Raw genomic sequence first — 21,970 nt, forward strand, 5'->3', positions numbered from 1 at the left:
TGAGACTGAGGAGGCGAAAGAATTTCATCCTTCATCCTTCAGTTGACTCATGCTTGGCTTGCATCACAGCTTGCCGGAAGCCTAGAACAATCAAAATGTTGGAAAGGGTCAAAAAAAACTCGGCACTACCATGCAGCCAATCCACATTGGCTAACGCTTCTCCATAAGCCACTTTGGCGTAAATTCCAGCCGGAATGGTGACGGCAACAAAAACCAAAGTCATGTAGAAGCCAATGAGCGCCAAACGGGGCATCTTTCCCGAACGGGTAAGAAACCACAAAAAGCCGAGATAAGGGAATAGGGAAACTGCAAATAAGGCGTCTTTAGAAATCATTAGGAAGAAGGTGAGATGAAAATCTAGATTATTGTTTAGAAGGCTGATTAAAATCCAGATTTAGCAGCTATCTCTTGATAAAAAATAGCCTCTGATCAAAGTTTATTCTTATGCGCGATGTCAGTCACTCTTGGGGATGATAATCAACTTCCTATTGAGAATTACGACGCATCAATTGTTACATCTTTAGCCGCTCTCGTCGTCGTATTTTTAGGATTAGGCTTTTGGGCAGAACGCCAAATCAACCAAGCTGCTGCACAGAGAGTAATGTTGCCCAAAACAGTCATGGATGCCTGAAGAGTAACCAGCCACTCCAAAGATGCGGGATTGTCAAAGAAGTGCCAGGTACAGGCACACATGGCACTCACCAGTGCGGGTAACATGGCGAAGGACAAACCCCACCAAGTGCGATCGCGCTTAATTTCGCCGTAAGTCCAGATCAGCCAAATAGCGGCAATCCATTCAATAACACTTGAAACATGAATAATCCAGGTAGGAATTGAGAGAGCGTTCATGGGAATAAGGGGTGAGAGGGTGAGGGGTGGGAGAGAGGAAATACAAATCCGCGATATCCGAGTCCTAATACCCCGTACCTATCGTATCGTTGAGCGAAAGCTGATAAAGTTTTCGCATGGGGCAATTTCGGGCAATTTTATGTGGATATTACGGCAAGGGCAATGGTGGCGATGAGGCATTGCTAGCTTCGCTGTTGCAAATGCTACCGGAGTCGGTGACGCCTCTGGTGCTTTCGGGTAACCCTGCCGAGACTCGTAAGCGCTATGGAGTGCAAAGTTGCGATCGCACTTCTCCCTTCCAAGTGGTACGGGCTATGCGTCACTCCGACGCTTTTATCTGGGGCGGCGGCAGTTTAATTCAGGATGTCACGAGTGCGGCGTCGCCTCTCTACTATGGGGGCTTGATGGGGTTGGCAAGGCAACTCGGCTTAAAAACTATTGCCTGGGCGCAGGGAATTGGCCCTCTAAAGCGCGATTTAACCCGTCGGGTAGCGCGACAATGCTTTGCAGGGTGTGTGGCGGTAAGCGTGCGCGATCGCGGTTCAGCGGCTCTTTTGCATGAGTGGGAAATTCCTTTTATTGAGGCTCCCGATCCCGTTTGGGCACTCGACTCTAAACCCGTCAAAGGCTTGTGGGACTTACCCGCACCCAGAGTTGCCGTTAGCTTGCGATCGCACCCCACCCTAACCCCGGAACGCCTTGCCAACCTGACCCAGGCTCTGGTTAACTTTCAAAAAGCCACACAAACCTGTATTCTACTGGTACCCTTTCAGACATCTCAGGACTTAAGCATCGCCGAATCCATTCAATCTCAGCTTACCGGACCCAATCACCTGTTCCAGCTCAAAGACCCCAGGGAATTGAAAGGATTGTTTCGGGGTGTGGAAATGGCAATCGGGATGCGCTACCACAGCCTGATTATGGCGGCGGCAGAAGAATGCCGTTGTTTTGCTCTCAGTTATGACCCCAAAGTCAGTCAACTGATGGCTCAACTGAATATGCCCGGATGGGATTTAAATCAACTCCCCAATGACCCAAATCTAATCAGTCAAACTTGGCTAGAACACTACGCCAATGGCGAATCTCTTAGTAGCGACCAAATTCAGTCCTTGGTAGATCGATCTCTGATGCATCGAGATTTGTTGACACCAGTTTTCTCAACGAACCGATAAGTACCTATATGAGGATAGTCTACTCAATTCGGTTTAACTTAAAATTTGAGGTCTGGGGATTTTTGTGCATTACTTTGTAAGGAGAAAGGGGTAAGTTCGACAGATGCACCTTTGCCTCATGTCAGGGCAAAGCTTTGGATTCAAAATGGCTAGGCAGACACCCTCTTTCGCATTGCCTCTGGCTCAAAGTTGTTGGGTAGACTCCACTCTTTTTGACCCAGAGACTTTGCCCCCACTTACTGACCTCTTGGATTTGTGACCCTCTGGATGAAGAGCGATGAGCGAAGCTGAAACCCCGAACAACCAGCCCCTCCCTGAACCCACTGCCTCGATGGAGGATAGTGCCGCTGATGTACCAGAGGGAAGTGGGGCATTACCACAATCGCAAATTGTTAAACTTTCCGATTTGCGAAATTTTATCGATGTTGTTCAGGCATCGGAACCCAATCCTTTAGACGAGTCAGATGTTCAGTCCCTCGGCTCATCAACGATTGAGGTGGATGAACATGCGGCTGAGGCACCCGATACTGAAGGTTCTTTTCGACGCAGCAACGATGCCGATTGGTTTGCTTTAGCACAAAAGATGCGCCAGCGCAATCATCGGTTACACGAGCAAGTGGCTCAGTTAAGGCAAGCGCTCAAGGAGAAACAGGAGGCGTTACACCAAGAGCTGATGCGATCGCGTGATCAAGAGATGCTGATTGTTCAGCAAGCCGAGGATATGAATACGGTTCAAGAGCAATTAGCTCGTCTGTTTCATGCCTTAGAATCTTCCCATCAAGCGGCTGTGCGCCAACAACTGTTAATTGAGACTTTATCGGAACAGTTACAAAGCTCTCAAGAACGAATTGCCCAATTAGAGCGAGAATGCGCCCTAACCCAGCAGCGCTACAATGAGCAGTCTCACCAGCTAATGCAGGCAGGCAATACCTGTCGCGAACTGCGATCGCGCCTCCATCGCCAGCAGCAGCAAACCTTGCAATTCAAAACTGCTCTGGAAAAGTCGCTGGACATGACCAACGCTAACCATTTGAGCGGACAACAGCCGCCTCAGCGCCAGGGTGGTACAATCATTTCCTTAATTCACAAAGCCCAGCCTATTCAACCCTGGTCAGCCGAACAAGAGTTACTCCAAGAGCAATCCGAATTCGAGCCGCTCTGGAATCGCCCCATTGCAATCGAGCCTCCTTCTGTAGAGCCGTTTGTAGCCGCCAAGCCTTGGGATGAATTCTCCGACAATCCAGGATTAAGTGCAGAGCCACCGACATTATCTTTACTCAGACGCCTTGAAGAACATCGTTCTGCAACCGTAGATGTGTCTGAAGCAGCGCCAACACAGAGCGAGATTTCCCAAGAGCAAGATAGTGATGCCACAGAGCTGCAATTGGAACAACAACTACTCGATGAGATGTCTTCCCTCGCTGAGGCATCTGGTTTATCCGAGGTTCAATCCGATTTAGCTGAAATTCAAGCTTCGTTGACATTAGAGATAGACAGTAACCCAGCTCCAGAGGAAGCAGGCGAGTTCTCGTTCTCCCCCATCGATACCCAGGATTATTGGTTATCAGAGGATACCGAGGAGCAGTACACCGAAGCCGAAGCACAGGATGAGGACGACTGGGAAACTTATGTCAACGATGAGCCAGAGCCGTCCAAGGACGTGGTGCTTCCTCCATCGAACTGGCCTTCGCCGACACTCTATCCCCTACGTCCCCCGAAGAGGCGCAAATCATTGGCCGCCATTGACTTACCCAGTTTTCCTCGTTTTGAACCGTCGTAGGGTCTAAGGGTTAATCAACGTAACCGTTTTGCTGAGAAACACTAACCATTGCTTACCTTTAATCTGAAACAATATCTGAATTCCTCACCCAATCATCGTACAAATCAGGGCGGCGTTCCCGTGTTCTCTGCCTCTGCTGTTCTTGCCGCCAGCGATCAATCTGGGCGTGATTTCCGGATAACAAGACATCCGGAACCTTCCATCCTCGAAACTCAGCGGGTCGGGTGTACTGCGGATAATCGAGCAAACCCGCTTCAAAACTCTCTGACTTCAACGACTCAACTTTACCCACCGTTCCGGGTAACAACCGCACAACCCCATTAATCAGCGCCAGCGCCGGGATTTCCCCACAGGTTAAGACGAAATCGCCCAAGGATACCTCACGGGTCACCAAATTCAATACACGCTCATCCACGCCTTCATAGTGCCCACAAATCAACACTAGTTGGTCGTAACCTGTCGCCAATTCCATTAACAACGGCTGCTGCATCGGTGATCCCTGAGGCGTCATCAGAATGACCTCGCGTCGGGGTAAAATCGGTAAGGACTCTACAGCCGCAAAAATCGGCTCAGGTTTCATCAACATCCCCACACCTCCCCCATAGGGTTCATCATCGACTCGCCGATGTTTATCGGTCGCGAAGTCACGGGGATTGACAAAATGCACTTCGGCAATTTTTTTCGCCAGTGCTTTACCCAATAATCCCGAACTTAGGGGAGAGGTAAAAAAATCTGGAAACAGACTAACAACATCAAAGCGCACAGAAGATTAAGTAGGCCGTGAGGGGTGGGAATCTAGGCAGCAAACAGAAAGTTCGCAATCGTTCAATGGAGCCTCGACACTCCCCAGTCTTCTTAAACTGGCATTTGCGCCCTATTCACCAGCATAAAGGAACTATAGATGCGACAGCAGTGTCAGAGAATATTAAGGATATTATAAGAAATTGCTAACCTGATTGGGTATGGTCACAGCTCCACATTTAAATCCGTGGGACTAGAAGACCGCTTGCTCGACAGCCTCAGATCCAGAGTGCGGCTGGAGAGTGCAGCATGGTAGCCAATATCTACACAGCCGCGCTCATGCCCCCGTTATGAATGCAAGAAACAGGATGAGGATTTCTCCCACGCCCGCACTCATGTTTCTTGGGAACACTTCCCCACAGCGACAGATTAAGTCGCAAATCTTGTTCGGGTCAGCCACCGCCTGTTCCTGTAGCTGAGCTAGAACCAAAAGCCATATAAAGTATAAAGTGAAATTTATCTTGACAGGCGAATCTATAGCATTTGACACCACCTATGCCCAAAAGCGACATTATGCTGCAGTTAGAATCTCAACACCACGGAACTAGGATGCCTCAATCCACTAAAACCGCTATTTTGGTTATCGGCGGCGCGGAAGACAAAGTTCATGGACGAGAAATCCTGCACACGTTTTTTGGGCGTTGTGGGTCAGTTGATGCCCGTATAGCCATTATTCCATCAGCGTCACGAGAACCCGCCATTATTGGCGAACGCTACGTTAACATTTTTCAGGACATGGGTGCTAAGGAACTCCGAGTTCTTGATATCCGCGATCGCGCCCAAGCCGAAGACTCCGAATTACAGAGCTATATCGAAGAATGTACTGGCGTGTTCATGACGGGCGGCGATCAATTGCGCTTGTGTGGGTTGCTCGCCGACACCCCGTTGATGGAAAAAGTACTTCAGCGCGTACAACAGGGCGAGATTACCATCGCTGGCACAAGTGCGGGAGCGGCTGTGATGGGACATCACATGATTGCCGGTGGCGGCAGTGGAGAGTCTCCTAATCGTTCCCTAGTGGATATGGCAACCGGCTTGGGGCTGATCCCTGAAATCATCGTGGATCAACATTTTCACAATCGCAATCGCATGGCGCGTTTGATGAGTGCCGTCGCCGCTCATCCCGAACGCTTGGGGATCGGTATTGATGAGGATACCTGTGCCATGTTTGAACGAGATGGGATGTTGCAGGTGATGGGGAAAGGCACCGTAACCATCATCGACCCAGCAGAATTGTCTTACACGAACCATGATCAATCCGGCGCTACCGATCCCTTGAGCCTCCACAATCTGCGAGTGCATATCCTCAGTTATGGCGATCGCTACCATTTACACAAGCGTTGCTTAATTTCTCCCGACTCCTAAACCCTTGATTCTCTACTCATCATCAGTGAGAGGGGAGAGTACGAGCTTTCTCCCCGGTTCGCACTCCGTGGCTCCAGTCAGGAACCAATTTGTGTGGAATTGATGACATAGTTGCAGATTGTCACAGAGTCAAGTTTTGCTGCCTCCTTTACTCTTAAATGTTGTTATTCATACTAATTCCTTAGGAAGATGCATTGTCTTCAACCCCCAGGTATTGTCATCCCCTGAGTAAGGAAGCTACACAGGTTTATTGATTCCGTGGCTTGTGTCATAAATGCTCAGGCTCCTAACCGCGCCAATGCTCATCCTTAAGGGCAAAGTCAACTTTAGGGCAGACCCCGCAAACACCAATGATTGTGTCTCCTCCTCCTGTTGCTCTATGCCGGATGCGATCGCAGTCTTTTTATAAAAACTGTTCATTGTGAACAGTTTGAGAGGTTTTTAAAGCTGGAAACTAGTTGACACTCACAGCCGAATCAACAGAAAAGAAGTTCATGCTCTTAAGCTAGGTGAATTAACGAGGATGAATGCCTTATCCCCGGAGCGAACCCAGACCTTTTGTTGTAAAAGCGTATGGGTTTCGGTAGCATCTACTAATCCGACCAGTGGTCGGCTCTCAACGAGGACTTTATTTAATGAGATAGACGAAATTTTTCCTGCTCCTGGTTTTTATGTAGAAATCTTCGGCTCTTTCTAGCATTAATGTGAAGCCTCATCGCCGTGCCTGTCTTGGCCAAGCCAGAAGCGTTTGCTGCGGGAGAGCGCATCGCTTTAATCAACTGGCTGGAATCTAAAAACAGGGAAATAACAAGCCCCTCTAGCCTAATTTCGGGGCATCACTGTGCGAGTACAGTGATCAGTAAAAGTAAATAAAAGCGCCTTTTCTGTAATTGCTTCTTCGGGCAACATTTCAGATTTCGTGAATCACTACCCTCAAAAGTTGCTATGAGAATTCTGAGAATCCAGACGTTACGCGGTCCCAACTATTGGAGTATTCGACGCCACAAACTCATCGTCATGCGTCTCGATTTAGAGGAGCTGGCGGAAAAGCCCTCCAATCAAATTCCTGGCTTTTACGAGGGATTAGTTGCCGCACTCCCCAGTTTGGAAGAACATTTTTGTTCCCCCGGCGTTCGGGGGGGTTTCCTCAGTCGCGTCAGGCAAGGGACGATGATGGGTCACATCATCGAACATATTGCTCTAGAACTGCAACAATTGGCCGGCATGGCAGTAGGATTTGGTCGCACGCGGGAGACGGCAACACCAGGAGTTTACCAAGTAGTTATTGAATACCTGGATGAGCAAGCCGGTCGTTATGCCGCGAGAGCCGCCGTGCGGTTGTGCCAAAGTCTGGTTGAACTCGGCACTTACGCCCCAGGTGAATTAGAAGAAGACATAAAAGACCTGCGGGAGCTTTGTCGCGATGCCGCTTTAGGTCCGAGTACAGAAACCATCCTCAAGGAAGCGCAAGCCAGAGATATTCCCTGGATGCCGCTCTCGGCAAGAGCGATGATTCAACTGGGCTTTGGCGTCCATCAGAAGCGACTCCAGGCCACGTTGAGCGACTATTCGGGAATTTTAGGGGTTGAACTAGCTTGTGATAAAGAAGGTACGAAACAAATTCTGCGAGATGCGGGTGTGCCTGTACCACAGGGTACAGTGATTAACTACCTGGATGAACTAGAAGGTGCGATCGAAGAGGTTGGCGGGTATCCGATTGTGATTAAGCCCTTAGATGGCAATCACGGACGCGGCATCACCATCGACATCAAAGCCTGGGAGGAGGCGGAAAAAGCCTATGATGTGGCGAGAGCAATCTCACGAGGGGTGATTGTTGAACGCTACTATCGTGGGAGCGACCACCGAGTTTTAGTCATCAATGGCAAAGTGGTGGCGGTGGCAGAGCGAGTCCCGGCTCATGTCGTTGGAAATGGCAAATCTACGGTTCAGGAACTGATTGAGGAAACCAATCGCGACCCCAATCGTGGAGAAGGGCACGACAATGTTCTCACGAAAATCACAGTAGACCGGAATAGTATGACTCTGTTGCAACGGCAGGGATATACGCTGGATACCGTTCTACCCGCAGGAGCAATTTGTTACCTACGAGCAACCGCTAACCTCAGCACAGGCGGCATTGCTGTAGACCGTACAGACGACATCCACCCAGAAAATATCTGGCTGGCGCAGCGGGTTTCCAAAATCATCGGTCTAGATATTATTGGACTGGATATTGTGACACCGGATATCACCAAGCCGCTACGGGACGTAGAGGGAGTGATTGTAGAAGTGAACGCGGCTCCTGGCTTCCGGATGCATGTCTGTCCGAGTGTTGGGTTGGCGCGAAATGTCGCGGCTCCCGTTTTGGATATGCTGTTCCCCAATGGCGGAACGGGTCGTATTCCCATCATTGCGATCACAGGCACCAACGGCAAGACAACCACAACGCGATTGATTGCCCATATTTACCGACAAACTCGGCGGGTTGTCGGCTACACCACCACGGATGGGATTTACATTGATGACCATGTTGTGGAAAAAGGTGATACGACAGGCCCACAAAGCGCTCAAGTCATCTTGAAAGATCCCACGGTCGAGGTCGCCGTTTTAGAAACAGCACGAGGTGGAATTCTGCGTTCTGGCTTGGCGTTTGATAAATGTGATGTGGGCGTCGTATTAAATGTATCGGCTGACCATCTGGGCCTAGGAGATATCGACACCCTCGACCAGATGGCTAAGCTCAAGAGCGTTGTAGCCGAATCGGTGAGTGTCAATGGTTATGCTGTCCTCAACGCCGATGATCCCCTGGTTGCGGCAATGGCGGAGCGGGTAAAAGGACAAGTGGCCTATTTTGCCATGAATCCCAGCAATGAGTTAGTGCAAAATCACACCCGCAAAGGCGGTTTAGCTGCGGTGTATGAGAATGGTTATCTGTCGATTCTCAAAGGCGATTGGACACTACGAATTGAGCTGGCGGTGAATGCACCCGTGACAATGCACGGACGGGCACCCTTCATGATTGCCAATGCGCTAGCGGCGAGTCTTGCGGCTTTTGCTCAGGGTGTTCCTATTGAGGCGATTCGGGCGGCGTTGACCACATTCCGGGCTTCTGTGAATCAGACGCCAGGACGGATGAATTTGTTTAATCTAGGTCGCTATCATGCTCTGGTGGATTATGCCCACAATGCAGCGAGTTATGAAGCGCTAGGAAGTTTTGTTCAGAATTGGCCGGGAGAGCGTATTGGAGTGATTGGCGGGCCAGGAGACCGTCGAGATGAAGACTTCATCGAACTGGGCAAGCTCTCTGCGAGAATCTTTGATCGAATTATCATCAAAGAAGATGATGATCTGCGGGGACGACCGAGTGGTCAGGCCGCGGAGCTAATCAGCAAGGGCATCATCCAAGAAAAGCCCGATTGTCAGTATGAAGTGCTCCTCAAGGAGACAGAGGCGATTAATACGGGGTTAGATCAAGCTGCCTCAGGGGGTTTGGTCGTGATTTTGCCCGAAACGGTGACGCGTGCAATAGCTCTAATTCAGGCACGTAATCCTCTGCCGGAGAATATTAATCAGCTACAAGCAACTGAGACCCAAGCGAATTTGAAGTCATGGGTCGTTAATAAGGTATAGCTGAATATCTTAGAGATTGTGATTGAGTAGTCTCTGGGCAAAATCTCATGAGGGCGTTAGTACGATGTGTGCTAACGCCCTTATTTTTATCGCACTTTCATTAAGCCACGATGATTTATCCCTCTTCTGTCACTCTCCGGTAATACGGTTGACTAAAAATTAGGGGTCTGGTAATAAAAATCAATAATTCCTGGAATGTATTGATAAGTGAGCTATACCTAAAACGGTTCTTAGAAAAGCTGCTCTGGGATTTTTCCTACTAATAACTCGCTAACCAGCAACTAGCCCCTAAACAACTCTGTTGGACTCAGTTAACTCTACATCAGCTTAATTAAGAATTATTCGGGTCATTATCCTCTTGCTCAGAGGTTGGATTTTTCATCTCATCTTTGAAACCTCTGAGGGTTTTCCCTAAGGCGCTGCCCATTTCCGGAATCTTCTTCGGGCCGAAAATGACAATAGCTGCAAGTGCAATCAACCCAACTTCTGGCCATCCCAAACCAAACATACCCAATCTCCGATAAACTCTCCTTAACTCACTATAGACAGGAGAGGGGTACCCAGAGCGCTATTCTTGATCCAGCAATAGCCATTTCGCTTGGAATCCTCAATTTTTAATCAATGTTAGAAGCCTCAAAACCTTCCCTACGAGAACAACAGCACCCCCTAATACGCCAATTGGCAGACTGCATTGAGTCCAACTGGCAGCGCTACCTCGACCTCTCGCCCTACGAACTACCAGCCGAGATGGGATATGTAGAAGGACGCTTAGAGGGTGAAAAACTGATTATTGAAAATCGCTGCTATCAGACCCCCCAATTTCGCAAAATGCACCTAGAACTGGCAAAAGTCGGGAATATGCTCGATATTTTGCATTGTGTGATGTTTCCTCGTCCGGAATACGCGCTGCCGATGTTTGGCTGCGATTTAGTAGGGGGACGGGGACAAATTAGTGCAGCGATCGCCGATCTTTCTCCAGTCAACGCTGAGCGCATCTTACCTGACGTCTATCGCCACCCCTTACAAGCATTACCCACGCCTGAGTTTTCTCAACCGCGTGAACTTCCCCCATGGGGAGAGATTTTTTCAGAATTTTGCCTATTTATTCGACCAAGTAGCCCAGAGGAAGAAGCGCAGTTTCTGTCACGGGTGGATGATTTCCTGAGGATTCACTGTACTTGTGCGCGTCAAGCTTCACCTGTGCCTGTTGAACAACAATCGGAAATTCTTGAAGGTCAGCGCTACTATTGCATTCAGCAGCAACAGAATGACAAAACCCGTCGGGTACTGGAAAAAGCCTTTGGTTCTGATTGGGCAGAACATTACATGACATCGGTGCTGTTTGACCTACCGATACCCCAATCATCCTGAATACTGGCTCTAAAATGACACAAACAATCGGAGAGCCAGAGAGGAAAAAGCTTCTCAATGTTCTTCTTAAGACAGGAGACTAACCTTCCCTACTTCCATTTTCAGACTCACTTAAGCTCTAGCGCGTTGCCATGCGATCAAAATTGTGAGTGCGTTACTGAACACCTGCTCGCTTAGTTCTTAGCGTCACATTAACACCTTCACTTGATTGCTCTAGCACTAACAAAGGAGTCGGCTTTGCTTTTTGATCCCAACGGATAAACACAATCCGTCCTTGAATCGTTGGTTGCCAGCTTTCGCGATCATCATCAGGATTGAGAAACGTTTCAATACAATCAATAATCTGACTAATTGTAGCGGAGGTCGCTTGGGTGGGTAATTTCATTAAAATAATTTGTATTCGGAAAAGCACTCGCAGCGTTCGCTTCCCTCCGCTTTCGGTTTCGTACATCACGTCGAACATTTCATCCACTTGACGCCCTGTACCGGCAATGCCAATCACATTCTGCTCCTTCTGATTCGGTCGAAGAGCTACACTAATAATCTGTTTGACTTTTATTTTAATCTGATTAATAATGGCGAAATGGAAGACTTCTTCTTCCATTCGCATTCTCAGGTAATCCAGATTGAATTCACGGGAGTGAATTAAATCCGGATTCTTTTCCATTTTTTGGATCGTATCGAGAGCCAACTTTATTTTTCTCTGTAGATCCTTAGTTTTATACTGCTCAAACTTGAGTTTCTTACCAGCCTCATCTAGTTTGAGCTTGCCATACACTGCTAAACCAATCAGTAATAACACAAGCCCAATGGAGACGAACATCCAGGGTTGCCCTGAGGAATGAGGCTCTGGAGCCGTTGTATTGGAGGCAGGGGATGTGGAATGCGGTTTAACAGGAGCTTGAAGCAAGGCAGGCGGCATGGAGATAGTAGAGGTGGACATGATCACTCCTGGCTAGAACTTAGCGTCTGTTTTTAGGTTGAGAATGCACCCCCTGGATTGCATTCTACTAAGGCTTGAAGACAAGTTTGTAGTTAGGGGAGACATGAGAGGTTAGGCACTGACGCAACCGTCTCATAATTTTTGGTATTGTGCTACCCATTGCTACGCAGGAAGGTATAGCAGATTCCCCTGACCTCCCTGATGCATACGCCCCTTAGTTTTAACTTACTTTCGCCATCGGACTCGATAGCTTCTGGCATCAATGTGACAGAGATAGGGAAATTGGGTATAGCGACCTAAGCCACCCGGCCACCAGGGTTCCAGAAACCAGTAAAGTTGATTGCCGGTTAGACCTTCGCAGATAAAGTCGATCGCATCTCCAATGTGATGGCGGTGAGAAGTCTCACATCCTCGCGCACCATGCAGGTCGAGTGGGCGATACCAATTCATCACGATCAACGGTCGTCCCATGCGATCGCGTGCCCGTTGTGCTAGATGCGCCATGCGAATGATCGCCTCCACCGTTGCTTGATGGGGGGGCATCTGGGTACCGCCATGAGTGGCATCAGCCCAGGTAAAGTGACCATCCGGGATGATTGGGGCGAATAGTTGAAGATTATCCGGTGTCCAATGGGTAGGGCGCTTGGGAATGACCACGGGTATTGGCCGGGGGGGTGCTTCTGGGGCGCTGGGGCGGACAGTTTCCAAGCGTTTTTGGTCTTCGAGTAAGGAATCAAGGGTTTGATTGCGAGTGGACAGACTGCGCCAGAGTTGGACTAAGCGGATTAAGGCTTCTCGTTGGTGATCGAGTTCTTGATAGTCTCCAGGTAAGCGACGTACAAAGCGCAGAAGTTCTCGATCCATCTGTGTTGCCAGGTTCAGCATTTCTGTCCGATTTGTAGTGCTGGCATTGAGTTGTTCAGCCTGAATCCCTAGAGTGGCTAGGGCGGTAGCGCGGGAATCAAGCTGACGCCAGATGCGAAACGCCTCTGTCAGCGCATGGCGTTGACTCCCTTGCCCTTGGTACAAATCGGGGACGCGCTGGACGAAAGCCATCAAGGCTGGATCGATCAGACTAAGGTTTTGTTCGGGAGACGAGTTGGTTTTCAAAGACGCGATCGCCTCCTCCCGTGTTCTCATCTGACGCCACAACTGAGCCACACGAATCAGCGCCTCTCGCTGCTGAGGATAACCGCCATAGTTTGCAGAAATTCCCTGCACGAATTGCTTGAGGGGAATATCCAGTTGAGACTCGTCCTCCATCGCTGAAGTAACCTCGCCATTCGGCACCAGCGAGGCAATTGTCGCTTCGCGAGTATCCAGCCCTCGCCAGATGCGTATCCCCGAAAGGATGGCATCCCGTTGATGGGGCAATCCGATGTAATAGTCGGGAATGCCATCCACTAAAGAGATGAGGGCGCGATCAAGATAGGCGAGATTCCCGGATAGATTGGCTGTTTTACAGTCCGCTTCCAAGTCAGTCAGGTAAGCCTGTTTGAGCTGAGCCAAGTTACAAGGTTCTAAACGGGCGATGGTCGCTTTGCGTTCTCCGTTCGGCGCAGCTGTTCTCGAAGAGTAGGGGTTCTCGAAGAGTACCGCTGAAGGCATCGCAGATTCACTAGCGATCGAGGCATACCCACTCGCCACCTTTTGCAGAAATGGGTCGGTGTAGCGACCTTGTTCAGCCTCCCACAGGTCGGCTCCTTTCCAACCCTGATCCAGTAAACTCTCAGTCAGAGCACGGATCACATTTGCCGCATACTCAACCTGTTCGGGAAAAGTATTAACCTGCGCCAGTGACACCCGATTGGCTGGAGAAATCCCTAATCCCGTTTCTTCATCCGCCAGAGACGGTGAAGAGTGGGCGGCATACAGGGCTGTCAAAATTGGCTTATGAATGCCTGTTCGTTCAGCTTCTATTAGATAGTAATAATTACGCTGGTCGGGTGAAAATGTTGCCATGACAAATTATAAAAATTCACGGAAAGGCACTCATTACACAATAATCCTATGGTTTTGGTACCCCTTAAGCAGGCAATAACGAACAACGGCTGGAAACCGCCTCGCCTGATTGCCACCGATATGGATGGTACGTTAACGCACCAGGGCAAGTTCACGGCGAGTTTGCTGCAATCCTTGGAAGATTTGAACGCCGCCAATATTCCCGTATTAATTGTTACAGGTCGCTCCGCCGGATGGGTTAGTGGACTGGCGACTTATTTGCCCGTGGCAGGCGCTATTGCTGAAAATGGAGGTCTCTTCTATCCGACACACAGTGGCGAATCCGTAGCCTTGACACCGATCTCTAACCGATTAGAGCATCGACAGCAGCTTGCTCAGGCTTATCAACGTCTAAAATCAGAATTTACTCATATTCAAGAGTCGAGTGACAATCATTTTCGCCTAACGGACTGGACATTTGATAATTGCGACTTAAGCGTGAGTCAACTGGAACAAATGGACGCTTTATGCGCTTCACTGGGATGGGGTTTTACTTACAGTTCCGTACAATGCCATATTAAACCCGCATCTCAGGATAAGGCAGTGGGTTTGAGGCAAGTGCTACGAGACTATTTCCCTGAGTACGCAACTGAGCAAGTTGTGACGGTTGGAGACAGTCCTAATGATGCGAGTCTGTTTAACCCTGAGTTATTTCCCTTCTCTGTTGGGGTGGCTAATGTTTTAGATTATGTGGATGAACTGATATATCAACCCACTTACATCACTACAGCTTCAGAAGGTGAAGGATTTTGTGAGTTGGTGCGGTATCTATGCCAACTATAGGTAAATCTCTAGTGTTAAATCGCGCAGCACATACCTTACACTTTTCCCAAAGGCTCTAAGTCCGAAGATCTTATAACCTACTTGTCCTGTTTAAGTGTTGAGTAACTTAATTTTTTCTGATATTCAAAACCATTGGGCTGCTGAATGCATCCGCCAGTTACGATCGCAAAACATCATTAGTGGCTATCAGGACGGTACATTTCGACCCAACAACCCCGTCACTCGCGCTGAATTTGCGGCCTTGATCGGTAAGGCATTTGCTAATGCGCCACTGATTCGGACTGGGATTACTTTTAAGGATGTGCCCTCTAATCACTGGGCGAATACTGCGATTCAAACCGCGTATCGAACCGGCTTTATTTCAGGTTACCCCGATCGCACTTTCAAACCCAATCAGCCCATTACACGAGTGCAAGTCTTGCTAGCCTTAGTCAGCGGGTTGAAATACACTACAGCCGCCGCCGGTTCGACATCCCTACAGGATTATTATGACGATGCTGGGGCGATTCCGATCTATGCACTGGGTGCGATCGCCTCTGCCACCCTCAAACGCCTCGTCGTGAACTATCCCGATGTCAAACGCCTCAATCCCAATCAAAACGCCACAAGGGCTGAAGTCTCGGCGTTCATGGGTCAAGCTTTAAATATCCCTGGCGTTCCGTTCAAGTACATTGCTGGCGGTAGTCTCTTCGCGATCGCACCGCAATTTGACGAGGCGGATTCCTTTAGCGAGGGACTGGCACGGGTTAAAACAGGGGGAAAATGGGGCTATGTCGATAAGCAAGGCCAATTGGTGATTCAACCCCAACTCGATGAAGCCGAAACATTTTCTGATGGACTCGCCCTGGTTAGAACCTACTCGACCGGCGGGAGTCAATTCACGACGCTTCGGGAAGAAACAGTGACGGAAACGCGGGGGGTCTGGCTAACCACAACCAATAGCCGCGTCTTTAATTCCAAGCAAAGCATTACGGAGGCGATGAACTTCCTCGCCGATACTGGATTTAATGTTGTCTTTCCCGTCGTTTGGAATAATGCCGCCACCCTTTATCCCAGTAAGGTGATGAAGGAAACTTTTGGGGTCGAAATTGACTCGCGTTTTGTGGGTCGAGACCCCTTAAAAGAACTCATAACTGAGGCGAAGCGGGTAGGATTGGCGGTGATTCCCTGGTTCGAGTATGGCTTTGCCAGTTCGTATGGTCAGAATGGTGGGCCATTAATTGCTAAAAAGCCTCATTGGGCAGCACGGGATGCGAGTGGTAACCTACTCAAAAAAAATGATTTTGACTGGATGAATGCCCTGGATACGGAGGTACAAGATTTCCTCCGGAGTTTAATTTTAGAAGTCGCCAAAAACTATGATATTGCAGGTATTCAAGGTGATGATCGACTGCCTGCACTTCCTTCAGAGGGTAGTTACGACTCCAAAACCAGCGAACGTTACTCTCGGCAATTCAACCAAAATCCACCACAAAATCCGAAAGATGCCCAATGGCTTCAGTGGCGTGCAGATATCCTGACGGATTTTCTCACCCGCCTGTATCAGGAACTCATTGCAATTAATCCTAATCTGATTATTTCTATGGCACCAAGTGCCTATCCTTGGGGACTCCAGGAGTATCTTCAGGATGCACAAGCTTGGATTGACCAGGGGCTAATTGATTTAATTCATCCCCAGCTATATCGCCGTGATATTGAGGGTTATAAACTGCTGGTGGATCGCATGATGACCCAACAATATAAACCTTCACAATTGTATGCTTTAGCGCCCGGTGTTCTGTTGAAAGTCGGCACCTATCGGATGAGTCCAGAACTTTTATTACAGACGATTCAATATAATCGCGATCAGGGTATTAATGGAGAAGTATTTTTCTTCTACGAAGGTCTGCGAGAAGACAACAACGCCCTAGCAAAAGTATTAAAACAAGGCCCCTACGCTCAATCCACACCGTTCAATCCTGCAACGTTTAAAAACCGGGGTTTCACACAGCGAAGAGTTGGAGGTAAGTATAGTTATATCGATCGATTCGGTAAATCTGTTACTCAGCCCCAATTTGATTGGGGTGATTCCTTTAAGGAGGGGTTAGCCAAAGTCAAAATGGGCTATAAGTGGGGTTACATTGACAAAACAGGAAACCGCATCAGCCGATTGCAATTTGATCAGGCTGAATTATTTTCAGAAGGGCTAGCACTCGTTAGAGTAGCCAACAAATATGGCTATCTCAACAAACAGGGTCAACTCATCACTCCACTTCAATATGATGCGGCTAACTCGTTCAAAGAAGGATTAGCTGCCGTCAGAATTAGTGACAAGTGGTTCTATATCGATACCACAGGAAAAGTCGTACTTTTACCCCAATGTGAGGAAGCGGCTTCGTTCAGTGAAGGATTAGCGGGGATTAAGCTATCAGGAAAGTCTGGCTATATCGACAAGACCGGAAACGTAACCATTCAGCCGCAGTATGACCAAGCAGAGGCTTTCACAGAAGGATTAGCACGAGTAAAAGTGAATGGCAAATGGGGTTACATTAATCCCATGGGTCAAATGCTCGTTACACCAAAATTTGAGGCGGCTACATTCTTTTCAGAAGGGTTAGCAGCAGTTCAAAGCAATGGGTTGTGGGGATATATTGATAAAAATGGCCTTCTTGTCATCTCTCCAGAATTTAGTGAAGCTAACGCTTTTCGGGAGGGATTAGCGTTGGTACAGCTTGGGAATAAATGGGGCTATATTCGGAATATTTTATCAAGTCGTTAGCTAGTAAGACAAACGCCCTACTAGCTCAATTCCGGATCTGATTCCCATAATCAACACTTTTTCCTGTGAGGAACCTGCTGAGAGTGGATCAAGCGAGTCCTAATTCTTCAGCCAAGGAGCTTTGGCTGCAAAAGCCATTGCGCTGGAGGGCTAATTTAGCTTGCTTAATGCAGCCAGTGCGAACTTTGAGCGATCGGGATATAGCTTACCTAATACAAAAAGGCTAATAATTAGTAACTTTTTTTCCTGGTAACGGAATGCAATAAAGCCCCGAAAGCTAAAGGGATTATATCACAATAAGTCACTCGAAATTCGGTCACAAGTCAGTACATTCTTAGTCTCGATCTCGGTCAACGGCAAGTTTTGATGAATTTGTAGAGATGAGATTTCCACTGTGGACTATCAATCGAAGTAAGAAATCAAGTTACTCAAAGACGCCAAGTGAGGAAGCTAGCAAGTAGCGATCGCTCAAACAATCAGAGAAAAGGATAGAAACAACGATGACAATCAATGGCAGCAATGGTGTTTTGATGAATTTGTAGATTGCCTTGGAGCGAAAACAACTCTAAGTAAGCTGCCAATCAGTGCTTACGAGGATTAGTAGCTTAAACATTACAGCAATTACGTAAGGTCTTGAAAACACAATTGAGGATTATAACCATGAAAAAAAGTTTATTAGCGATTGCTTTCACTACAGGAGTGTTCACTTTAGCTTTCTCAGGGCAGGCTAACGCAGACGGCTGGCATCTCAACGGCATCAGGTTCAACGGCATGAAGTTCCAGGGTACGACTATGCAAGCCACAAAACTGCAAGGTATGGAACTGCAAAACCTTAAAGTTGAAGGTGGACAGCTTGTAGCCGTAACGCGAGTTGCTGCTGAATAGTTACTTAGGACAACAGAAGGTGAGATACCCGACTTCTCACAAAAGTTGGGGATACTGTTGGCGAATCCTGAATCTGACTATCTGAAATTCGCCAAGAATGTCCTAACAAACTTAAGGGCCGCATCAATGAGGATGGTGATTGGACAACTGCCCAAAAAGCGAAGCAGAATTTGCCAAATTCATTGCTTTTTAATGATTCAATTGTAAGAAAACGCAATTAGTGTACAAGGAGGGGGACAGGGCTAACCTTTAGCTAACTAAAATATCCCAATTACCCATGCCTTATTTATCTAGAGCTGTTGTTTCTGAGCATATTTTTTAGCTTCCTCTAGCATCGTCTTAAGTTCAGGTCTGTCCAAATCCGATAAGGGGCGCTCAAAAAATGCCCCTCTTACACCATATTTGATGACCCCTAATAATTCTCTTAACTTGAGAAATCCTTTTTCCTTATTATTCCAGTGTTCTGGGATTGGACTAATCCTGGGAAAGACAGTAAAACCATAAGCACGGAAAGCAAGAAGCGTTCGCATCATGTGTGGCTCATCAGTTACCAGAAGAATTTGCTTCACCCCCTGGGGTTGGAGTATGGCTGCCGAAAAGATGGCATTTTCTTCTGTGGTGAGTGAACAGTTTTCACCATCTATCGCACGATCAGGAATGCCTTTCTCTTTCAGGAGTTGAACCAGGTGGGGAGCATCTTTGATACCACTTGCAAAAATTTTCGGTGCTCGTTCGGCTTGCCACAGTTCAGCTACAATATCGACTCTGGCGTGCATCAAAGGCCATCCTCTGCCCACGACAACGATCGCATCCACTCGCTTACCCGGATCGGAGGGAAGAAAAGCAACCATCGCTCGATCGGCTGCAATGGGTAATAGGGTTAAAAGTGCAGTTAAACCAAATAGCAATACAAATCCTTTTGCGCTGCTGAACCAACGCCTCCGTTCGGGATTTTGCAGAATCCAAAGAATTCCGCAAAAAGCTATAACGAGGATTATTCCTAGCAGTATAGGTTTACTGAGCCATCGAAACGACCATAATTCGTTGTCTACAGGTACTTTGACCATTGAGCGAGAGCATAGATTTGACTCAAACATTGAGATTTAGCCCGGTAATCAATTGTTGTTAGTTTGCTGTAGTTTCTGTCTCAATTTTAACCTTGTATATTTTTAGTGACAAATATTATAATCTTCCTGTTTTTGAAATTGAAATATTTATTGCTAAGAAATGAGCGGCTTGTATTTAACAATTAAAACATTAGAATATGCGGCAAATTTATGGAATTGACAGGATAGTTTTTATATTTTTGCAGCCTTGGCTTCTTTCTCAGATCTTATTTGAATTTAAAATGCCTATCTTCCTCTGATTAAAAATCTTAATTAATAATTTAATATGGGTAGACTTACGTAAATTTTCAGTAAATTCATTTTCATTGAGGAGGTTTCTCCTATTTCACGGTTCTTCTCCCAACAGAGGCTTGCCTCTTGCCGATTGCTCTCTCGGACTGTCCCTGTACAGTAGTCGTTCCCATGGGCTTCGCTGTCTGACCCATCGTAGAGGCATTGCAGACATCGTCCTTACAGAATTCTTCTAGGAGAGTCGTCCATCCGGATCAAGCCGACAGGAGGGGTCTATTTTTGTAGCTGGCACCCTAAAATGTAAAATCGAGCAGTTTTGACCCACGGGGTCTGATAACGTTAATTGTTGATCAAGATTTAATGCCTCTGAGTGTCCTTCGTCGAGTGAACTCTTGGACTGTTTAAGGCATTGGCAGGAAGTTGGGTGGGGTAAACATTATGTCGCTAGTTGTTCAGAAATACGGTGGTACTTCCGTTGGGTCAGTTGAACGCATTCAAGCCGTAGCCCAGCGCGTGATCAAAACGGCACAACAGGGCAATTCCGTGGTTGTTGTCGTCTCCGCCATGGGTAAGACTACCGATGGTTTGATTAAACTAGCCAACGAAATTTCCTCGAATCCCAGCCGCCGGGAAATGGATATGTTGCTTTCGACCGGTGAGCAAGTCTCCATTGCCCTGTTGTGTATGGCATTGCAAGAATTGGGGCAACCTGCAATTTCCCTCACGGGTGCCCAGGTGGGAATTGTCACAGAAGCCCAACATAGTCGCGCCCGGATTCTCAACATCCACACCGAGCGGATTGAGCGGCATCTCCAGGAAGGCAAAGTCGTTGTTGTGGCTGGCTTCCAGGGCATTAGCAGCATGAATGAGTTGGAAATTACCACCCTAGGGCGTGGGGGTTCGGATACGTCAGCCGTTGCCCTGGCGGCATCCTTAAGGGCAGATTGTTGCGAGATTTATACCGATGTCCCAGGGATTTTAACCGCCGACCCCCGCCTTGTGCCTGATGCTCAGTTGATGGACGAGATTACCTCCGATGAAATGCTGGAATTAGCCAGCTTGGGGGCGAAAGTGCTGCATCCCCGTGCGGTGGAAATTGCGCGGAATTACGGTGTCATGTTAGTGGTGCTCTCTAGTTGGACGGATGATCCCGGTACCAAGGTGGTTTCCCCCGCCCCTCAGCCGCGTTCCCTGGAAGGGCTGGAGATTGCGCGATCGGTGGATGCCGTAGAGTTTGATACGGATCAGGCGAAAGTAGCCTTGTTGCGAGTGCCCGATCATCCCGGTGTGGCGGCGCGGTTATTTGGTGAGATTGCCCGCCGAGATTTAGATGTGGACTTGATTATTCAGTCCATTCATGAGGGCAATACGAACGATATTGCCTTTACCGTAGTCAAAGGCATTCTCAAACGAGCAGAAGCGGTGGCAGAAGCGATCGCGCCCACCCTCCGCAGCCATAATGCGGTCAATTCCGAAGAAGCAGAGGTGATGGTTGAGCGAGGTATCGCCAAAGTTTCGATCGCCGGTGCGGGGATGATTGGACGCCCCGGTATTGCTGCACAGATGTTCAAAACCTTGGCAAGTTCTGGGGTGAACATTCAGATGATTTCCACCTCTGAGGTGAAAGTGAGTTGCGTGATTGATGCCGAAGATGACGAGAAGGCGATCGCTGCCCTCTGTCAAACCTTTGACATCAACAGTTCCCCCGTCCAACAGGCGCTCATGCGTAAAGCCAAGGACACCGATCAAGCACTAACCCATCCCCAATCCCCCGTGCGGGGCGTTGCCCTCGACCTCAACCAAGCCCGTCTCGCCATTCGCTACGTTCCCGATCACCCCGGCATGGCAGCTCAGTTGTTCGGACTCCTCGCTGACCAAAATATCAGCGTTGATATGATTATCCAATCTCAGCGCTGCCGTGTGATGAATGGCGTTCCCACTCGCGATATTGCCTTCACCGTTTCACAAGCCGATGCCCAAGCCGCTCAGACAACTCTGCAACAGGCTATGTCTGTATTAGGGTGTGGTGAGATTCTTCTGGATCTCAATATTGCCAAAGTGAGCATTGTGGGTGCTGGGATGGTTGGACAACCGGGTGTCGCGGCACAAATGTTTGAAGCGCTCGCCCAACATCAAATCAACATTCAAATGATTACCACTTCAGAAATTAAGATTAGCTGTGTGGTTGCCAAAGAGGATGGTGTGATGGCCTTGCAAGCGATTCACAAGGCTTTCGGTCTAGCTGGGAGCCAAAAAATCGAAGTTCCTGCTTAA

Annotated in this window: 17 protein-coding genes; 9 read left to right on the forward strand and 8 right to left on the reverse strand. The window is 48.2% G+C overall.

The features are described from left to right. Window positions 1-31 precede the first annotated feature (31 nt). Together NDI48_06160 and NDI48_06165 are read right to left on the reverse strand one after the other, a co-directional pair. Window positions 32-334, reverse strand: a complete 303-nt coding sequence (locus NDI48_06160; GenBank protein MEP0830792.1) for a DUF3593 domain-containing protein — start codon at window positions 332-334, stop codon at window positions 32-34. Between the two features lie 161 nt (window positions 335-495). Beyond that, on the reverse strand, window positions 496-849 hold the full coding sequence (locus tag NDI48_06165; GenBank protein ID MEP0830793.1) for a DUF2499 domain-containing protein: 354 nt from the start codon (window positions 847-849) through the stop codon (window positions 496-498). A 116-nt stretch (window positions 850-965) separates the two neighbouring features. On the opposite strand from NDI48_06165, the gene csaB reads away from it, so the two are divergent. Further along, on the forward strand, window positions 966-2,021 hold the full coding sequence (csaB, locus tag NDI48_06170) for a polysaccharide pyruvyl transferase CsaB (GenBank protein MEP0830794.1): 1,056 nt from the start codon (window positions 966-968) through the stop codon (window positions 2,019-2,021). 277 nt (window positions 2,022-2,298) lie between these two features. Further along, complete coding sequence (locus tag NDI48_06175; protein MEP0830795.1) at window positions 2,299-3,801, forward strand: hypothetical protein; 1,503 nt, start codon at window positions 2,299-2,301, stop codon at window positions 3,799-3,801. Window positions 3,802-3,859: 58 nt separating this feature from the next. Here the strand turns inward: NDI48_06175 and trmD are convergent, their stop codons facing one another. Next, window positions 3,860-4,564 (reverse strand): tRNA (guanosine(37)-N1)-methyltransferase TrmD, encoded by a 705-nt coding sequence (trmD, locus tag NDI48_06180; GenBank protein MEP0830796.1) that lies wholly within the window; start codon window positions 4,562-4,564, stop codon window positions 3,860-3,862. Window positions 4,565-5,115: 551 nt separating this feature from the next. Here trmD and NDI48_06185 point away from each other — a divergent pair. Continuing rightward, window positions 5,116-5,967, forward strand: coding sequence for a cyanophycinase (locus NDI48_06185; GenBank protein ID MEP0830797.1), 852 nt, complete (start codon window positions 5,116-5,118; stop codon window positions 5,965-5,967). Window positions 5,968-6,204: 237 nt separating this feature from the next. On the opposite strand, the gene NDI48_06190 is transcribed toward NDI48_06185, so the two are convergent. After that, window positions 6,205-6,387, reverse strand: coding sequence for a hypothetical protein (locus NDI48_06190; GenBank protein ID MEP0830798.1), 183 nt, complete (start codon window positions 6,385-6,387; stop codon window positions 6,205-6,207). Window positions 6,388-6,912: 525 nt separating this feature from the next. On the opposite strand from NDI48_06190, the gene cphA reads away from it, so the two are divergent. Continuing rightward, entirely contained in the window at window positions 6,913-9,597 is a 2,685-nt protein-coding gene (gene cphA / locus NDI48_06195) for a cyanophycin synthetase (GenBank protein ID MEP0830799.1), read from the forward strand. A gap of 331 nt (window positions 9,598-9,928) precedes the next feature. Here the strand turns inward: cphA and NDI48_06200 are convergent, their stop codons facing one another. Then, the gene (locus tag NDI48_06200; protein MEP0830800.1) at window positions 9,929-10,105 is read right to left on the reverse strand and encodes a twin-arginine translocase TatA/TatE family subunit; all 177 of its coding nucleotides are present in this window, start codon (window positions 10,103-10,105) and stop codon (window positions 9,929-9,931) included. A gap of 113 nt (window positions 10,106-10,218) precedes the next feature. On the opposite strand from NDI48_06200, the gene NDI48_06205 reads away from it, so the two are divergent. Further along, window positions 10,219-10,968, forward strand: coding sequence for a phycocyanobilin:ferredoxin oxidoreductase (locus tag NDI48_06205; GenBank protein MEP0830801.1), 750 nt, complete (start codon window positions 10,219-10,221; stop codon window positions 10,966-10,968). A 154-nt stretch (window positions 10,969-11,122) separates the two neighbouring features. Here the strand turns inward: NDI48_06205 and NDI48_06210 are convergent, their stop codons facing one another. After that, window positions 11,123-11,911, reverse strand: a complete 789-nt coding sequence (locus tag NDI48_06210; GenBank protein ID MEP0830802.1) for a hypothetical protein — start codon at window positions 11,909-11,911, stop codon at window positions 11,123-11,125. 225 nt (window positions 11,912-12,136) lie between these two features. Continuing rightward, window positions 12,137-13,873, reverse strand: coding sequence for a D-Ala-D-Ala carboxypeptidase family metallohydrolase (locus tag NDI48_06215; GenBank protein MEP0830803.1), 1,737 nt, complete (start codon window positions 13,871-13,873; stop codon window positions 12,137-12,139). Between the two features lie 48 nt (window positions 13,874-13,921). Between NDI48_06215 and NDI48_06220 the strand changes: the two genes are divergently transcribed. The 3 genes from NDI48_06220 to NDI48_06230 all read left to right on the forward strand — a co-directional run bounded on the left by NDI48_06220 (window position 13,922) and on the right by NDI48_06230 (window position 18,338). Further along, window positions 13,922-14,695 carry a Cof-type HAD-IIB family hydrolase gene (locus NDI48_06220; GenBank protein ID MEP0830804.1) on the forward strand — a complete coding sequence of 258 codons (774 nt, stop codon included), beginning with the start codon at window positions 13,922-13,924 and terminating at the stop codon, window positions 14,693-14,695. A 94-nt stretch (window positions 14,696-14,789) separates the two neighbouring features. Further along, window positions 14,790-17,453 carry a WG repeat-containing protein gene (locus tag NDI48_06225; GenBank protein ID MEP0830805.1) on the forward strand — a complete coding sequence of 888 codons (2,664 nt, stop codon included), beginning with the start codon at window positions 14,790-14,792 and terminating at the stop codon, window positions 17,451-17,453. A 660-nt stretch (window positions 17,454-18,113) separates the two neighbouring features. Further along, a complete protein-coding gene (locus NDI48_06230; protein MEP0830806.1) occupies window positions 18,114-18,338 on the forward strand; it encodes a hypothetical protein in 225 nt (74 codons plus the stop codon). 290 nt (window positions 18,339-18,628) lie between these two features. Here the strand turns inward: NDI48_06230 and NDI48_06235 are convergent, their stop codons facing one another. Then, window positions 18,629-19,405 carry a YdcF family protein gene (locus NDI48_06235; GenBank protein ID MEP0830807.1) on the reverse strand — a complete coding sequence of 259 codons (777 nt, stop codon included), beginning with the start codon at window positions 19,403-19,405 and terminating at the stop codon, window positions 18,629-18,631. A gap of 729 nt (window positions 19,406-20,134) precedes the next feature. Between NDI48_06235 and NDI48_06240 the strand changes: the two genes are divergently transcribed. Next, window positions 20,135-21,970: an aspartate kinase gene (locus tag NDI48_06240; protein MEP0830808.1), complete on the forward strand. Its 1,836-nt coding sequence runs from the start codon at window positions 20,135-20,137 to the stop codon at window positions 21,968-21,970.

It is taken from the genome of Microcoleus sp. AS-A8, assembly GCA_039962225.1.
Lineage (GTDB): Bacteria > Cyanobacteriota > Cyanobacteriia > Cyanobacteriales > Coleofasciculaceae > Allocoleopsis.

Bases quoted from the DNA above. Each gene is read 5' to 3' on its own strand.
- NDI48_06160 (MEP0830792.1), bottom strand. From the start codon at position 334: ATGATTTCTAAAGACGCCTTATTTGCAGTTTCCCTATTCCCTTATCTC.
- NDI48_06165 (MEP0830793.1), bottom strand. From the start codon at position 849: ATGAACGCTCTCTCAATTCCTACCTGGATTATTCATGTTTCAAGTGTT.
- csaB (MEP0830794.1), top strand. From the start codon at position 966: ATGGGGCAATTTCGGGCAATTTTATGTGGATATTACGGCAAGGGCAAT.
- NDI48_06175 (MEP0830795.1), top strand. From the start codon at position 2,299: ATGAGCGAAGCTGAAACCCCGAACAACCAGCCCCTCCCTGAACCCACT.
- NDI48_06185 (MEP0830797.1), top strand. From the start codon at position 5,116: ATGCTGCAGTTAGAATCTCAACACCACGGAACTAGGATGCCTCAATCC.
- NDI48_06190 (MEP0830798.1), bottom strand. From the start codon at position 6,387: ATGAACAGTTTTTATAAAAAGACTGCGATCGCATCCGGCATAGAGCAA.
- cphA (MEP0830799.1), top strand. From the start codon at position 6,913: ATGAGAATTCTGAGAATCCAGACGTTACGCGGTCCCAACTATTGGAGT.
- NDI48_06200 (MEP0830800.1), bottom strand. From the start codon at position 10,105: ATGTTTGGTTTGGGATGGCCAGAAGTTGGGTTGATTGCACTTGCAGCT.
- NDI48_06205 (MEP0830801.1), top strand. From the start codon at position 10,219: ATGTTAGAAGCCTCAAAACCTTCCCTACGAGAACAACAGCACCCCCTA.
- NDI48_06210 (MEP0830802.1), bottom strand. From the start codon at position 11,911: ATGTCCACCTCTACTATCTCCATGCCGCCTGCCTTGCTTCAAGCTCCT.
- NDI48_06215 (MEP0830803.1), bottom strand. From the start codon at position 13,873: ATGGCAACATTTTCACCCGACCAGCGTAATTATTACTATCTAATAGAA.
- NDI48_06220 (MEP0830804.1), top strand. From the start codon at position 13,922: ATGGTTTTGGTACCCCTTAAGCAGGCAATAACGAACAACGGCTGGAAA.
- NDI48_06230 (MEP0830806.1), top strand. From the start codon at position 18,114: ATGAAAAAAAGTTTATTAGCGATTGCTTTCACTACAGGAGTGTTCACT.
- NDI48_06235 (MEP0830807.1), bottom strand. From the start codon at position 19,405: ATGGTCAAAGTACCTGTAGACAACGAATTATGGTCGTTTCGATGGCTC.
- NDI48_06240 (MEP0830808.1), top strand. From the start codon at position 20,135: ATGTCGCTAGTTGTTCAGAAATACGGTGGTACTTCCGTTGGGTCAGTT.